The sequence below is a fragment of the Flavihumibacter sp. genome (assembly GCF_036676075.1).
Classification (GTDB): Bacteria; Bacteroidota; Bacteroidia; order Chitinophagales; family Chitinophagaceae; genus Flavihumibacter.
In genome coordinates this window covers 15,368-30,199 of the sequence record NZ_JAKFDQ010000009.1, presented here as the reverse complement: position 1 = coordinate 30,199, position 14,832 = coordinate 15,368, and the positions used below count along the sequence as shown (strand labels likewise).

Genomic DNA, 14,832 nt, shown 5'->3' with positions numbered 1-14,832 from the left:
ATTGATCAATAGTTATGAAAAATAAACTACTCCTGCTTATCCTGTTTGTATTTGAAGCTGTTTTTTCCATCGCACAGTCCACAGGAACTGTGTCAGGCACTGTAACTGACAGGTCTACCCTATTACCCGTGGCGGGCGCCACCATTACCATTGATAAAGTTACGAGCGGAGCTGTTGCTGATAGTAATGGCCGGTTCAGGGCAACCGATATCCCAACCGGTTCCTATAATATTACCTGTACAGCGCTGGGATATAAATCAACCACCAGGTATAACCTGGTAATCAGTTCGGGAAATGAACAAGTAATAAGTTTTGAACTTGAGCCTGAAGCTTCGGTGCTTAGTACCGTTATAGTAAGTGGCAGGAAAAGAACGGTAAGGGCTGCTTCCATTGAAACGCCACTTTCTGTACAAAGACTTACGACGGAGGAAATAAAGAGCAATCCCGGCGGCAACTTTGATATCAGCAGGGTTATACAATCGCTCCCCGGCGTGGGAGGTACCTCAGGAAGCGTTGGAGGTTTTCGGAATGATATCATCATCCGGGGAGGTGCACCTAATGAAAATGTTTATTACCTCGATGGAATAGAGATCCCTGTCATCAATCATTTCGCCACCCAGGGAAGTGCGGGCGGACCAACCGGCATACTAAATGTTTCTTTTATTGAAGATGTCAAATTAAGCAGTTCTGCCTTTGATGCAAGATATGATAATGCCTTATCTGGCGTATTCCAGTTCAAGCAGAAGAATGGCAATACACAACGAACGCAGGGCAACCTGCGATTGAGTGCAACAGAACTTGCGCTAACGCTTGATGGGCCACTGCACAAAGAAAAAGCCATCACTTACCTGGCCTCTGTGAGACGATCCTATCTTCAATTTCTTTTCCAGGCCATCGATCTTCCAATACGACCAAATTATTGGGACTTCCAGGCCAAGATCAACTACCCTATCAATAAAAACACCACGCTGACCTTTCTTGGCATTGGTGCATTAGATGAATTCAGTTTTGCTGAGCCAAAAGATGCGACGCCTGAAAAATTGTACGTGATAAATTCCAACCCATCTATCCAGCAACAGAGTTATACGCTGGGCTTATCACTCAAAAAAAATATAGCGAGGGGTTTCTGGACGCTGGCGCTTTCCCGAAATTACCTGAATAATGAGCTGGATAAATTTGAGAACAATGATCTTCCCAGCGAAGAAGAAAGAATACTTGGAGTGCGATCTTCAGAAACAGAAAACAAGCTACGCTTTGATCTGAGCAGATCGGTTGGTGACTGGAAATTCACCTATGGAGCAATGGCACAATATGTAGATTTCAAAAACAGCACCTTCAATGTGATCCGAAAACCAATTGAGGATGAAAATGGAGAAATTGTTCAGCCGGGTAATACTATCAATTTCCAATCACCTATCGATCCCTTCTTCAAAACAGGGTTATATGGGCAGGCCAGTAAACGATTCGCAAATGAACGGCTTGCAATCAGTGCAGGAATAAGAGCCGATGGAAACAGTTACACGGATGAGGGGATGAACTTATTGAAAACAATATCTCCAAGGGTATCATTCTCCTATGTACTTGATGATAACTGGACAGCAAATTTTTCTGCAGGAAGATATTTTAAACTGCCGCCATTTACAATACTTGGTTATGCTGATGCAGGAGGTTATCTGGTAAACAGGGGAGCGGATTATCTGCGCAATGATCACCTTGCAGCAGGGTTCGAATATATCCCCAATGAAGTGACAAGATTTACTATTGAAGGTTTCTATAAATGGTATGATAATGTTCCTGTTTCTGTACGGAATGGTATTTCATTATCCAATGAAGGGGGTGATTTTAATGTGTTGGGAAATGAAGAGGTTCGTACTGACGGAAAAGGCAAAGCCTATGGAATAGAATTTTTTGCACAACGAAAACTGACCAACCGATTTTTCGGCATTCTATCCTACACTTTATTCTGGAGCAGATATAGCGGATCAAACGGAATACTTGTTCCATCTTCCTGGGACAACAGGCATTTACTGAGTATTACATGGGGATATAAGTTTCCGCGAAACTGGGAACTGGGACTGAAGTTCAGGTACCAGGGTGGTGCACCTTATACACCATTTGATGAGATAGCATCCAGGATCAATTACCTCTCGCAGGGAACGGGAATTCCTGACTATTCATTATTAAATGAGAGACGATTGAATGCTTTTAATGTAAGTGATGTTCGGATCGATAAGAAATGGAATTTCAACCGGGTTAGTTTAAACCTGTTTCTTGATGTTTCAAACTGGTACAGAGCCGCTTCTCCCGCCTATCCACAATATACATTCAGGAGAACAGCCGACAATTCTGCATTTGAAACTACCGACGGGCAGCCTGTAAAAGCAGATGGATCAAATGCCATACCGATCCTCCTCGGAAATGATGATCCAAGTGTTATTCCAACAATCGGGTTCATAGTGGAATTCTGATCAGGCTACAGCTTTAGCCCTGTTCCGGTAAACCCTTAACATCTGTATGCAAACTGCAAGAATGATGATAAATAAACCCACATAAAAATTCCATCCCAGCATCTTGTTTTCCTGGTACACAATGAATGCCAGCAGGATGCCATAAACTGGTTCGAGGTTAAAGCTCAGATTCACGGTAAAGGCAGATATTTTTTTGAGCGCATGAGCAGATAACTGGAAGGCCCATACGGTGCAGATCCATGATAGAAATAAAAGCCATCCAAGATCAGGTAATGTTGGAATAATGTGAGTTGGCGGTGAATATTGAAGCCACAATGGGAGTATAAGCGACAATGTCAGGAAACCGCCGCTAAGTTCATATGTGGTTAGTGTTTCCACGCTTACCGTCTTTAATAGTTGCCTGTTGATAACAGGGAAGATTGCTGCAAGAAAAGCGGAAATCATCCCGATTATTATGCCTGTTTTAAACCTGGGATCAAAATGAAAGATTATATAGATACCGGCAATCACAAGCAACCCTAATAAAATCTCCTGCAGTATTATCCTACGCCGGTTAAGTAATGGTTCAATGATTGCGGTGAAAAATCCGATTGCCGAAAAACATACAAGCGCTACAGATACATTCGCATACTTGATTGACCCATAAAAGGTGACCCAATGCAATGCAGCAATGAACCCTACACCGGTGATCTGCAGGATTTGTTTGAGGGAGACCTTTTGAATTTTATTATTCAGGCCAAACAGTAACCATAAAGTTACCGCACTGATAAGAAGTCGGTACCAAACCAGTAAGCCCTCATTTAGTGTTATTAATTTCCCAAGTATACCGGTGAAACCGGCAAGGAACACGGCCAGGTGAAGCTTAATAAATGCTGCTCTCATGCGGCGGCTTCTTCACCTTCAACATTCTTAATCCTGCTGTGATAATCCTTGAAAAGACTCTCCCATCTTAATTTGAGTACTCCAAGAATTCCTTCTTTAACAATGCCTTTATGCATTTTAGAAACACCGTATTTACGGTCTTCGAAAATAATCGGGACCTCTTTTATGGTGAATCCAAGTTTCCAGCTCGCAAATTTCATTTCTATCTGAAATGCGTAGCCTAAAAACCTGATTCCATCAAGATTGATGGCTTCAAGCACTTCTTTGCGATAACACACAAATCCGGCTGTAGTATCTTTTACCGGCATCCAGGTGATCATCCGGGTATACAGACTTCCACCTTTTGATAATGCGATCCGATCCCAGGGCCAGTTTACTGTACCACCACCCTTCACATATCTTGAACCGATGGCAACATCGGCACCTCCTGATTTACAGGCTTCATATAAACGCTGCAGATCTTTTGGATTGTGGGAAAAGTCGGCATCCATTTCAAATATGAACTGGTACCCTTTACGGATCGCCCATTTGAAGCCATGGATATAAGCAGTGCCCAGGCCCAGTTTTCCTCTACGCTCTTCAAGGAAAAGCTTTCCCGGATAAGTTGATTGAAGATCTTTAACGATCAATGCAGTGCCATCAGGGGAACCATCATCAATAACGAGGATATGAAAATCCTGATTGAGGTCAAATATTGCCTTTATTATACTGGAAATATTTTCCTTCTCATTATAGGTTGGTATGATAACTATCTTTTCCACTACGCAAATTGACCTGCTAAATTAGCTTTATTTAATTCTTCTTAAGAAGCGTTCGGTTAAGTATTTCCGTGAGTTTCTGTTTGGTATGTAAAGGGAAATCACCTTTCATCATCCAATCATAGTATTGTGGTTCTGCTTTAAGTACTTCAGCAACAGGTCTACCCTTATGTTTACCAAAATTGAAGATCTCGATTCCATTGCTCAAAATGAATCTCCGGGCAAAATCAACAACCTGGTCTTCACCGGTAAATTTTACAATCGACTCTACTGTATCGCCCAATTGCGGATAGCGTTCCATTTGTGCCTCCAGAACCTCCCATGTGGCAGTGGCGTCAACTTCGGCACTATGAGCTCCGTCAAGGGACTTATTGCAATAGAATTTATATGCTGCGCTAAGTGTGCGTTGCTCCATCATGTGAAAGATGCGTTGAACATCCAGCATTCTCCTGTTATTCATATCGAAATCGAGTCCGGATCGGAGAAACTCCTCTACCAGCAAAGGGATGTCAAAACGGTTTGAATTATATCCCGCCAGATCACAGTTTTCCAGGAATTGTTTCAACTCATTGGCCACCTGCCTGAAAAGCGGGGCGTCCTTCACCATTTCGTCGGTTATTCCATGGATATCCGAAGCTCCTGCAGGAATTGGCATTTCAGGGTTAATGAGCTTTCTCTTAACCAGTTTAGAGCCATCTTTTCCAATTTTAACAATTGCAATTTCCACTATCCTGTCGGTCCCCAGGTTGGTTCCGGTTGTTTCAAGGTCAATAAAGGCGATCGGTCTTTGAAGTTGTAAAGCCATGATAAAGTTATTCTAATGAGCCTAAGATAAGGTACAAATGTACGTTTATCTCTCCTGACCAATGATTGAAACCTTGCAGATTCAGATTTTTTATTATTAATTTGCATCATCTGTCGTTTGGCAGCTTTTAAAAAAGGCCTTCGTTACCCTAAACCAACAAAAAATACCCCCGGGTATGGTATAGGATTTGCTTAGTCCTGCAAACACTTAGAAATATATGAAGACTAGATTCATCATCACCCTTCTGGCAGTTGTACTTGCGCTTGGTTTCACTTCCTGCACCACTTCACAGGGCGGATGCAAGATGTCAGCTGGAATGGTAGGTTACAAGTGATAAAATGGACTGGAAAGAACTCAACAGCTCTGCTCAGTTAGCGGAGCTCCATAAAAAATCATTTGAGCGGCCTCTTGTAATATTCAAGCATTCCACCCGATGCTCAATCAGTTCAATGGCAAAGTCGAGGCTCGAAAGATCCAGCCCTCCTGAAGGGATAGATTTTTATTACCTCGACCTTATACGTTACCGGCCCGTTTCAGACCAGGTAGCGAAAGATTTTGATGTGTGGCACGAATCACCCCAGATCCTTATTATCGAAAATGGAGCCTGTATTTATGATGAGAGTCATTCCGGGATAAATATGGCTGAAATCCTCACATCCATTTCCCGATAAATTGCATCAGATCCTGTTTGAATTCAGCATATAACTTTTTAAAAGTGATAACCCTGTCGCGTGCTTCAGGATGATCAGGAAGTTTCATCTTCTGTGCCTGTATATCATTAACATGTAGCACATTTCCTGTAAGTGCATCTTCATCAATGCGGATGTCATGCATCAATTCATCAAGCACTTCACGTTGTCTTAACATTCTGTTCTGGAACTGTTCCAATCCAACCATCGTATCCCTGGTATTATTCTTACCCGCGATTTCTACAAGGTATTTATCGAGAATTTTGATCTCATCCTTATAAAACTTTAATTCATTTATCCAGAGTTCATTGTCTACATGTAACTCCAGTACTGACTTTGTAAGCTGGCTCATTTTTTATCGTTTCTATAAAGTTCGATTTCAGTTTCCTGTTTACCACTGACAGTTCTCAAAGCCGGGGATGACTCTGGTCATTAATTGAGGTGCAACGTTTTTTGATCACATGTAGTCAAATGTGATACAACCTTATCATCATGATTCTAAATCGAATTTCCCAGCTAATTGTTTTAGCTCTTATTCTTACCCTTACTGCCTGCACAAAGAATGTATTAAAAGGGTCTGGCAAAATAATCACTGAAGAAAGATCAGTAGGCGCATTTACTGAGATCGAAAACAGTGGACCATTCCGCATAATGGTTCAACAGGCAGCCGTGCGATCAGTGACCATGACCGGTGAAGACAATGTATTACCCGAGATCACAACTAGTGTTCAGAATGGTCGATTAAAAATTTATTATGAAAGAGACAATACCAGGCCAAAGCACAGGACGGTAGTTATTTCGATATCCTGCCCGGAAATTACCGGCCTTCATGATAATGCAAGTGGTAATATAGAAAGTACCGGAGAATGGAACCACGAGGATCTGTTCCTGAATATCAGTGGCAGTGGTGAAATCAGGTGGCAAGGCAATATGGATGATCTGTCAACTAATATTTCCGGCTCGGGCAAAATCCTCCTGAATGGAGAAACAACAAATGCAGATCATACGATCAGCGGATCAGGCTTTCTTTATGGATATGAGATGGAATCTAAAATAGTGAAAGCAAATATTTCAGGATCTGGAAATATTGAATTGCGCAGTACTGAATCACTTCAATGTACTATTAGCGGAAGTGGAAATATTTATTACAAAGGTGAGCCAACTGTATTTTCACAAACCGTAAGTGGTACCGGAAAAGTTTACAAGCGATAGAAAACAGGAACCTGGTTTAAACAGGCACCTGGTCACTCTTATGGTTCCTGTACAAATCCTTTTTTGACAGCATACATGACGAGCCCGGCCATTGATTTTGCGCCGGTCTTTGTTTTCAGTTTGTCGCGTATTGCTTCTACCGTGCGGGGACTGATATCAACTATGTCTGCGATCTCTTTAGTTGTCTTTTCTTCACACATCAATTTAAGGATCCTGATCTCTTTATCACTGAGTTGGGTGTCTATCAATCCTTCCGGCTCATTTTTGCGGGTACGGAGCCCCGTTAGTAGTGCTTTATTAGTGAGCTCATTGAAGTAAAACTCCTGTTCGTAGCAGGTCTTTATTGCCTGGTAGATTGTTTCTGAATCGGAATTCTTTGTGAGATAGGAATTGGCTCCGATCTCCATGAGTTTTGATATCATGGAGTGATCATTATGCATAGATAAAATGATCACTTTAACATGGGGATTTACCTTTCTGATTTCAGGCAGAGTAGCAATGCCATCCATTATAGGCATCTGGATATCGAGCAGGATCACATCCGGTTCAATATGCTTGAGAAGGTTAAGAAGATGCATACCATTGTCGGCCTCAGCTATTAGTTCCACATCTTTTTTGGCCGACAAAGCAGTCTTTACACCTGCGCGGAATAAGGCATGGTCATCCGCTATGGCAACTTTAATTGGGTTATTGGGGTCTGGTTTTTTCATACGGTGAATTTTACGAGATATTGGAGGCCGGGTGCGTGACCTTTACGGAATGCAAAATGAGAAAATTCCTGAACATTCACTATGGTATTAATACGTAAATATACCGTTTCGGAATATACTATTACGAGTTGGAATAATATATTTACGATTGCCTTCTAACGTAACTTATCTTTTCCGAACTGGTAGATCTACGAAAGGGGGAGTAAATTCCGAAGTAGTGAAATTCAGCATTTCCGCTCTTGTACCCTTGTTACATACCCTGTACATTTGTATTAGAAGTTGATTGACGGATCGCAGCCTCAAACCATCCAATGTCCAATTACAACCGTCCAGAACTATTTTTCAATATTCTATGAACATTCCGTGAATCCAATGTCAATCAACTTTCTTTTTTTCTGATATCCACCGAATGACCGGCCGAACCGCCGTCCATTATCCAAAAACCTACCCGACCCCAAACCTGAAGAGCGTTAAGTACTGACGATGTATGATGCATTTTAACAGGCCGTATCCCTGTGATTGGGAATACAGTAAAAACACATGCCTGCTTTGATTGCCACTTGTGCGTAGTAGCGAAGGGGGATTAAGTATCATTTGGCCTTATTCAGGAGAATGTTTATGAAATCAGCAGTTACCCTTCTAGGTTTACTTATTCAGTAGTTATATCAAGGCAGGCCTTCTTTGAAAACCAGTTCTGCATAAGAACAAAAAAGGCTGTCCTTTTGGGACAGCCTCTTCTTTTTCAGGGAATGTATTATTGGGCGTTTTCGCCTTCACCACCTTCCATCTTCTTTTTCAATTCAGCAAGAACACCAAGATCACCGAGGGTTGCTTTTTCAACTTTGCCCTGGATAGTCTTAACGGCCTTTTTGGTTTTATCAGCATCTGCTTTAGCTTCCTTCTTCACTGCTTCTCTTTCTTCTGCCTTAGCAGCTTCCCAGGTGCGGGTATGGCTGATAACGATACGCTTTTCATTACGATCGAATTCAATAACCATGAACTGGTTGTTCTCTTCGGCGTTTACCTGGCCACCATCTTCTTTATTCAGGTGACGGTTAGGCGCGAATCCTTCCAGTCCATAAGGTAGTTGAACAACAGCTCCTTTATCATCCTTACGGATAACAGTGCCTTCATGAATTGTACCAATGGCGAAAGTATCTTCCAGTGTATTCCATGGATCTTCTTCAAGTTGCTTATGTCCAAGTTGTAGCTTACGGTTGTCCTTGTCAATACCGAGGATCATAATGTCAATTCTTTCACCCACTTTAGTATACTCAGAAGGATGATTGAATCGCTTCAACCAGCTAAGATCACTGATATGGATCATTCCACCAATGCCTGGCTCCAGTTCTACAAACACTCCATATGGAGTTATATTCTTCACAAGTCCGCTATGACGACTGTCAACAGGGTATTTGTTTTCAATCTCGTTCCAGGGATCAGGAGTCATTTGCTTGATTGAGAGGCTCATCTTGCGGGCATCTTTATCAAGTGTAACGATCTTGGCTTCGTACTCATCACCCAATTTGAAGAATTCCTTCGCATTGATCGGGGTATTAGCCCAGGTGATTTCGCTTACGTGTACCAATCCTTCAACACCTGGCATGATCTCCAGGAATGCGCCGTAATCTTCAATGTTTACGACTTTACCTTTCACTACATTACCTTCAGAAACACCTTCAGCAAGTACATCCCACGGATGTGGAGTAAGTTGCTTCAGACCAAGGCTGATACGCTTCTTGTCATCATCAAAATCAAGTACAACCACATTCAGTTTCTGGTCGAGCTTAAGAACTTCTGATGGATGATTGATACGGCCCCAGCTGATATCAGTGATATAGAGGAGACCATCAAGTCCGCCAAGATCCATGAACGCACCGAAATCAGTGATATTCTTAATTGTACCTTCCAGAACCTGTCCTTTTTCCAATTTGCCCATAATCTCTGCACGTTGTGCTTCGATATCGCTTTCAATAAGTGCCTTATGTGAAACAACTGCATTCTTAATGGCTTCGTTAACCTTCACCACTTTGAATTCCATTGTTTTACCAACAAACTGATCGTAATCAGTTACCGGCTTCACATCGATCTGTGAACCTGGAAGGAAGGTTTCCATTCCAAATACGTCCACAATAAGTCCACCTTTGGTTTTGCTGGTAACAGTACCGGTAACGATCTCACCAGTTTTGTGTACTTCAACAATTTTCTCCCAGGCACGGGTAATGCGAGCTTGTTTGCGGCTCAGGTGCAGATGACCCTGCCTGTCTTCCTTCTCAACAACCATTACCTCAACTTCGTCGCCGATTTTGAGGCCTTGCAGGTCACGGAATTCATTGAGGGAAATCAGACCATCACTCTTGAAACCAATGTTCAGAACAACATCTGTTTTAGTAAGGCCCACAACCAATCCGCTGATTAGTTCACCATCAGTAATGGCGACAAAGGTTTGGTCATAAACTTTATCATACTTTGCCTTCTCATCAGCGCTATAGGCTGATACATTGCGCTTGTCGATGCTCCAGTCGAAATCATCGTGGGCAGTAGCAACAGCAACCTGTTCCGGTGCCGGCTCAGGCGCAAGCTCAGGTGCATTTGTTGTCGCTGTAGTTGCCTCTGCTGGTGCAGCTGCAGACTCCTGATCATCAGCGTTTAGTTGTTTTACAAAAAGATTTTGAAACATAAAAAATTCCCGATGGTTTTATTCGGGGCTGCAAAGATAGGCAAAATCCAATTCTGTACTGGCTTTTGGAGGCTAAAATTCAATAAAATCACCCTTTTTTACCTCCTGATTTTCGCTTGCCGCTATTGATTCTGAAGCGATCCAGCCACTGGTCCAGGCATGCTGGAAGTTGAAACCGCCTGTAATTCCATCCACATCCAGTATTTCGCCGGCAAAAAAGAGGTTTGGATGAATTCTACTCATCATTGTATCCGGATCAACCTCTTCCAATTTGATACCTCCTGCAGTTACAAATTCCTCCTTAAAGGTTGTTTTTCCGCTAACTGCCAGTTCCATAGCATTAAGATTTTTTACCAGGCGATTTTGTTCCTTTCCGGGCAGATCACTCCATCGGGTTTCAGCATCGGTTCCACTCGCAACCAGGATATATTCCCAAAATCGTTGAGGCAGGTTAAATGGATTTCGATTGCCTAATTTCTGGGAGGCCTTTTCAAACCGATACTTTTGAATAAATGCCAGTAAGCTGTTTTCATTATACGAAGGCACCCAGTTAGCTATAACCTTGAAATGCCAGTTAAGACCAGCCAAATGACGGGCTCCCCAGGCGCTTAATCTTAAAACCGCCGGACCACTGATACCCCAATGTGTAATAAGAACAGGTCCCCTTTCTATCAACTTAGTTCCACTGATCTTAAGTTGGGTATCTTGTACAACTACACCCATTAAACTATTAATTTCATTACCCGGGAGGTTAAACGTGAATAAAGAAGGTACCGGCGTTTCAATAGTATGACCCGTGCTGGTGAGCCATGAAAACATTGAATCTTTTGGATAGCCCCCACAGGCAATACAGCAATATTCGGCAACAATTTCCTGCCTGCTTGTTTTGATATTCCACCTTGATCCGGTCTTCTTAATTGACTTAACCTCATTATTGAGCAGGATCTCAACACCAAATAAATTAGCTTCCCTTAACAGGCAGTCAACAATAGTAGCAGAATCATCCGTTATGGGAAACATCCTGCCATCTGCTTCTTCTTTTAATTCAACCCCACGATCCGAAAACCATGAAATAGTATCAGCAGGCGAGAAATGCCGGAATGCTTTCTTAAGAAAACGTTCGCCCCTTGGATACTTTTTTGTTAACACACCTGCTTCAAAACATGCATGTGTGAGATTGCATCGCCCACCTCCGCTGATTCTGACTTTAGACAAAAGCTTACTACTCTTTTCAATTAAGATCACTCTCAGGTTTGGAAGTTTCCTTGCCGCGTTCACGGCGCAGAAAAAACCCGCAGCACCACCACCAACCACAACCAGCGTACTCTTTTGCATGACAGCAAAAATAAAGGCAAATGCTGTTGTTTCAGTCCCAATCAAAGCCAGGCAGAAAGAAAAAGGTAATTTTCCAGTGGTCACCGGTATTGCTGAAATAAATTTTAAAATCGTCTTCCAACAATTCGGAATTACCATCCTCTTTTATAGCTTCATAACGTATATGTCCTTCAGCGTAACCAAGTCCAAAATCACCATCTTTCCATTCGTATGAAATATCGGAAACCTCAAATTTCAGCGATAAAACGGCTTTGTATTTTCCAACCTGATTTAACAGCTTATCCCTAAATCGTTTGTATTCAAGAATCCTCCCATCGGGAATTACAGCATAATCGGCCAACATACATTCCGGACTATTCCATTTCTGCTGCTGCCAACCATCCATGAAATAAGCAGTCTGCATTTCAATTTCAATTTCGGGATGCGAATGAAATTCTTCATAACAAAAAACTCCAACCAATCCAGGAATTCTAACATCACGGATCTCTTCGTTGAAAAGCTCTTCCGTAATAAACCGATAAATTATCCTGGGATGATATTCTTTCAGAACCACTAACGATAGGTCATGTTCACCTAATAAATGAAAGAGCCTTTCGAGCTCAACTGCTATAGAGTGGTCAGATAAGGATGCCGCAGGAATAAATGATGGGCTCCCGATAAAATTATAAACGGAGATCATGGGCGCAACCAACTCATTCGTTTCAACTTCCCGAATCATCTCAAGAAATTCCTTTTCTACTTCCGGGGGCAATTCTGCATAACTATTAATGGTTGCTCCAAATTCTGCGCGAAGTTTTAGTTTTGAAATCTCATTCTCGATGCGCAAATTTGAGGCAGGGTCCTCATCAAAACAGTCTTCTTCTTCCAGGTTGTTCCAGTTCATTGCTGATTATTTTATAATGAAAAATGGCAGCCATAACATTAATTGGCTGGAACAAACATTGGAAAAAAATAAAACCTGGTCAGGAGTGAAAACACCCTATCTGACCAGGTTCAAAAACGGTATTTTAATACCAGTGGAGAACTATGACTTATTAATTTTCACTTACATCAATACGCATCAAATAAATGAGGATTGTTTTTCTCTTCAAGTTCAATTTCTTCAAATGAAGACAGAATATCAGCCTTCCCCCTTCTTATGCAAACAGTATGTTCATAATGAGCGGCGGGCTTGCCGTCTTTTGTTTTAACAGTCCACCCATCTTCCTCATACCAAACTTCCTTAACACCCATGTTGATCATGGGTTCGATCGCAATTACAAGTCCATCGTGCAGTTTTGCACCACTCCCTCTTTTCCCATAATTGGGCACCTGAGGATCTTCATGAAGGCTTTTCCCTAATCCATGTCCTACTAATTCTCTTACTACACCATATTTGTGTTTACGCTCGGCAAATTCCTGTATGGCAAAGGAAATATCACCTACCCTGTTACCAGCAACCGCCTTTTCTATACCCAGGTACAATGACTGTTTGGTAACACGCATCAGGCGCTGAACATCTTCATTGATTGCTCCTATAGCGAATGTATATGCGCTATCACCATGGAACCCATTCTTATATACACCCACATCAACAGAAACTATATCTCCTTCTTTTAATGCAACATCATTAGGGAAACCATGAACTACTGCATCGTTTACGCTGATACAACAGGTAAATGGAAATCCTTTATAATTCTTGAAGGAAGGCTTTGCATTATTTTCAGTAATAAACTTTTCAGCCAGCGCGTCTATTTCAAGTGTACTAATACCGGGCTTAAGAGCCCTGGCAACTGTTGCCAGTGTTTTGCTGACAAGTAATGCACTCTCACGCATCAACTCTACTTCGGCGGTTGTTTTATAATAAATCATACGGTGTAATATTGATTCACCCTAAATAAAAACCCGGCAAAGTTAGTCTTTTGCCGGGTCAATATTATAGATATCAAAAGTTAAATAGGCGTAGTGCTAACTGTCTGGCGGCCCTGGATACGACCTGTTTTCATGAGTCCATCGTACTGACGCATCAACAATTGTGTTTCGATCTGTTGCAGTGTATCAAGAATAACGCCCACCATAATCAGCAGTGATGTACCACCGAAGAAAGAAGCAAATCCCTGGGTTATTCCAATACGCTGTGCAAATCCGGGTAAAATACCTACCAGCGCCAGCAATACTGCACCCGGTAAGGTTATCCTATCCATTACAGCACCAATATAATCAGCGGTAGGCTGACCTGGTTTTACACCTGGAATGAAACCATTGTTTCGCTTCAGGTCTTCTGCAATTTGTTTCGGATTAAATATCAATGCAGTGTAGAGGAAGGTGAAGGCAATTACAATCACTGCATATATAACCATATGCCAGGCATCCCGTGGATCAGCAAAAATTTTGGCGATACCCTGTCCTGATTCAAAACTTGTATAAGAGAACAAAGTTGGAAGAAACATGATAGCCTGTGCAAAGATAATGGGCATAACACCGGCTCCGTTCACTTTAAGAGGAAGGAACTGACGTGCTCCACCAAATTGCTTGTTACCAACAATCTGCTTTGCATATTGAACAGGGATCTTACGAACACCTTGTACCAAAACAATCAACCCCATAATAATAGCAACCAGTACAGCGATCTCAATAATGAAGATTAGAAGTCCGCCACCACCGCGGTTGCTCTTCGCTGCCCATTCCTGGATAGCTGACTGAGGTAAGCGGGCAAGAATACCTACCATGATTATAAGTGAGGTACCATTACCAAGACCCTTATCGGTGATTTTTTCTCCAAGCCACATCACGAACAGTGTACCTGCTGTGAGAATGATAGTTGTTGATAACCAGAAGAACGGCGCATAGCTTTCGAGCATTGCAGAACCATTTACCTGGCGCAGGTAGGCAACATAAGCTCCAGCCTGTACTGCAGTAACGGCTACTGTCAGGTAACGCGTCCATTGGTTGATTTTCTTTCTGCCACTTTCTCCTTCCTTCTGGATCTTCTGGAACTGAGGAACCAGAATGGTCATCAATTGCATGAAAATGGAAGCAGATATATATGGCATGATGCCCAGTGCAAAAATGGAAGCCTGTGAGAAAGCTCCACCAGCAAATGCATCAATCAGACCTAGAGCACCTGACTTGGCACTATCGAGGTCAATTTTTGATGGGTCCAAACCGGGCAATACAATGTGTGCACCGATACGATAAATAAGGATTAGCAGCAGTGTGGTTATGATCTTACTCCTTAACTCCTCAATGCTCCAGATATTCTTCAGTGTCTGAATTAATTTCTTCACGGGTTTTCTGAGATTTAAATGAGCCTC

Annotated in this window: 13 protein-coding genes; 3 read left to right on the top strand and 10 right to left on the bottom strand. The window is 42.1% G+C overall.

Annotated elements, in window-relative coordinates; all coding sequences use genetic code 11:
• Positions 1 to 14: 14 nt before the first annotated feature.
• Positions 15 to 2,468, top strand: a complete 2,454-nt coding sequence (locus V6M43_RS08930) for a TonB-dependent receptor (RefSeq protein ID WP_332734442.1) — start codon at positions 15 to 17, stop codon at positions 2,466 to 2,468.
• Here V6M43_RS08930 and V6M43_RS08925 read toward each other — a convergent pair whose 3' ends face one another.
• From V6M43_RS08925 to V6M43_RS08915, 3 genes are read right to left on the bottom strand one after another with little or no spacing between them, the layout of a single operon-like run.
• The gene (locus V6M43_RS08925) at positions 2,469 to 3,350 is read right to left on the bottom strand and encodes a DMT family transporter (RefSeq protein ID WP_332734440.1); all 882 of its coding nucleotides are present in this window, start codon (positions 3,348 to 3,350) and stop codon (positions 2,469 to 2,471) included.
• Positions 3,347 to 4,111, bottom strand: a complete 765-nt coding sequence (locus V6M43_RS08920; protein ID WP_332734438.1) for a polyprenol monophosphomannose synthase — start codon at positions 4,109 to 4,111, stop codon at positions 3,347 to 3,349. Before V6M43_RS08920 ends, V6M43_RS08925 begins: the two co-directional genes overlap by 4 nt.
• A 31-nt stretch (positions 4,112 to 4,142) precedes the next feature.
• A complete protein-coding gene (locus V6M43_RS08915) occupies positions 4,143 to 4,913 on the bottom strand; it encodes a 3'-5' exonuclease (RefSeq protein WP_039132424.1) in 771 nt (256 codons plus the stop codon).
• 338 nt (positions 4,914 to 5,251) lie between these two features.
• On the opposite strand from V6M43_RS08915, the gene ytxJ reads away from it, so the two are divergent.
• Complete coding sequence (gene ytxJ, locus V6M43_RS08910; protein WP_332734436.1) at positions 5,252 to 5,584, top strand: bacillithiol system redox-active protein YtxJ; 333 nt, start codon at positions 5,252 to 5,254, stop codon at positions 5,582 to 5,584.
• Here the strand turns inward: ytxJ and V6M43_RS08905 are convergent.
• On the bottom strand, positions 5,565 to 5,954 hold the full coding sequence (locus V6M43_RS08905; RefSeq protein WP_332734435.1) for a hypothetical protein: 390 nt from the start codon (positions 5,952 to 5,954) through the stop codon (positions 5,565 to 5,567). The genes ytxJ and V6M43_RS08905 overlap by 20 nt on opposite strands.
• Before the next feature lie 140 nt (positions 5,955 to 6,094).
• On the opposite strand from V6M43_RS08905, the gene V6M43_RS08900 reads away from it, so the two are divergent.
• Positions 6,095 to 6,814, top strand: coding sequence for a head GIN domain-containing protein (locus tag V6M43_RS08900; RefSeq protein WP_332734434.1), 720 nt, complete (start codon positions 6,095 to 6,097; stop codon positions 6,812 to 6,814).
• 38 nt (positions 6,815 to 6,852) lie between these two features.
• Here the strand turns inward: V6M43_RS08900 and V6M43_RS08895 are convergent, their stop codons facing one another.
• The 6 genes from V6M43_RS08895 to secY all read right to left on the bottom strand — a co-directional run bounded on the left by V6M43_RS08895 (position 6,853) and on the right by secY (position 14,805).
• Entirely contained in the window at positions 6,853 to 7,524 is a 672-nt protein-coding gene (locus V6M43_RS08895) for a response regulator transcription factor (protein WP_332734432.1), read from the bottom strand.
• Between the two features lie 754 nt (positions 7,525 to 8,278).
• The gene (gene rpsA, locus V6M43_RS08890; RefSeq protein ID WP_332734430.1) at positions 8,279 to 10,204 is read right to left on the bottom strand and encodes a 30S ribosomal protein S1; all 1,926 of its coding nucleotides are present in this window, start codon (positions 10,202 to 10,204) and stop codon (positions 8,279 to 8,281) included.
• 72 nt (positions 10,205 to 10,276) lie between these two features.
• Positions 10,277 to 11,539: an NAD(P)/FAD-dependent oxidoreductase gene (locus V6M43_RS08885; protein ID WP_332734428.1), complete on the bottom strand. Its 1,263-nt coding sequence runs from the start codon at positions 11,537 to 11,539 to the stop codon at positions 10,277 to 10,279.
• A gap of 31 nt (positions 11,540 to 11,570) precedes the next feature.
• Positions 11,571 to 12,422, bottom strand: a complete 852-nt coding sequence (locus V6M43_RS08880) for a hypothetical protein (protein ID WP_332734426.1) — start codon at positions 12,420 to 12,422, stop codon at positions 11,571 to 11,573.
• A gap of 167 nt (positions 12,423 to 12,589) precedes the next feature.
• Positions 12,590 to 13,390: a type I methionyl aminopeptidase gene (gene map / locus V6M43_RS08875; RefSeq protein WP_332734424.1), complete on the bottom strand. Its 801-nt coding sequence runs from the start codon at positions 13,388 to 13,390 to the stop codon at positions 12,590 to 12,592.
• Positions 13,391 to 13,470: 80 nt separating this feature from the next.
• Positions 13,471 to 14,805, bottom strand: a complete 1,335-nt coding sequence (secY, locus tag V6M43_RS08870; protein ID WP_039132438.1) for a preprotein translocase subunit SecY — start codon at positions 14,803 to 14,805, stop codon at positions 13,471 to 13,473.
• Positions 14,806 to 14,832 lie beyond the last annotated feature (27 nt).

Coding starts and splice junctions, on each gene's coding strand:
- V6M43_RS08895 (WP_332734432.1), bottom strand. CDS start 7,524: ATGAAAAAACCAGACCCCAATAACCCAATTAAAGTTGCCATAGCGGAT.
- V6M43_RS08905 (WP_332734435.1), bottom strand. CDS start 5,954: ATGAGCCAGCTTACAAAGTCAGTACTGGAGTTACATGTAGACAATGAA.
- rpsA (WP_332734430.1), bottom strand. CDS start 10,204: ATGTTTCAAAATCTTTTTGTAAAACAACTAAACGCTGATGATCAGGAG.
- ytxJ (WP_332734436.1), top strand. CDS start 5,252: ATGGACTGGAAAGAACTCAACAGCTCTGCTCAGTTAGCGGAGCTCCAT.
- V6M43_RS08885 (WP_332734428.1), bottom strand. CDS start 11,539: ATGCAAAAGAGTACGCTGGTTGTGGTTGGTGGTGGTGCTGCGGGTTTT.
- V6M43_RS08925 (WP_332734440.1), bottom strand. CDS start 3,350: ATGAGAGCAGCATTTATTAAGCTTCACCTGGCCGTGTTCCTTGCCGGT.
- V6M43_RS08900 (WP_332734434.1), top strand. CDS start 6,095: ATGATTCTAAATCGAATTTCCCAGCTAATTGTTTTAGCTCTTATTCTT.
- V6M43_RS08880 (WP_332734426.1), bottom strand. CDS start 12,422: ATGAACTGGAACAACCTGGAAGAAGAAGACTGTTTTGATGAGGACCCT.
- V6M43_RS08915 (WP_039132424.1), bottom strand. CDS start 4,913: ATGGCTTTACAACTTCAAAGACCGATCGCCTTTATTGACCTTGAAACA.
- map (WP_332734424.1), bottom strand. CDS start 13,390: ATGATTTATTATAAAACAACCGCCGAAGTAGAGTTGATGCGTGAGAGT.
- V6M43_RS08930 (WP_332734442.1), top strand. CDS start 15: ATGAAAAATAAACTACTCCTGCTTATCCTGTTTGTATTTGAAGCTGTT.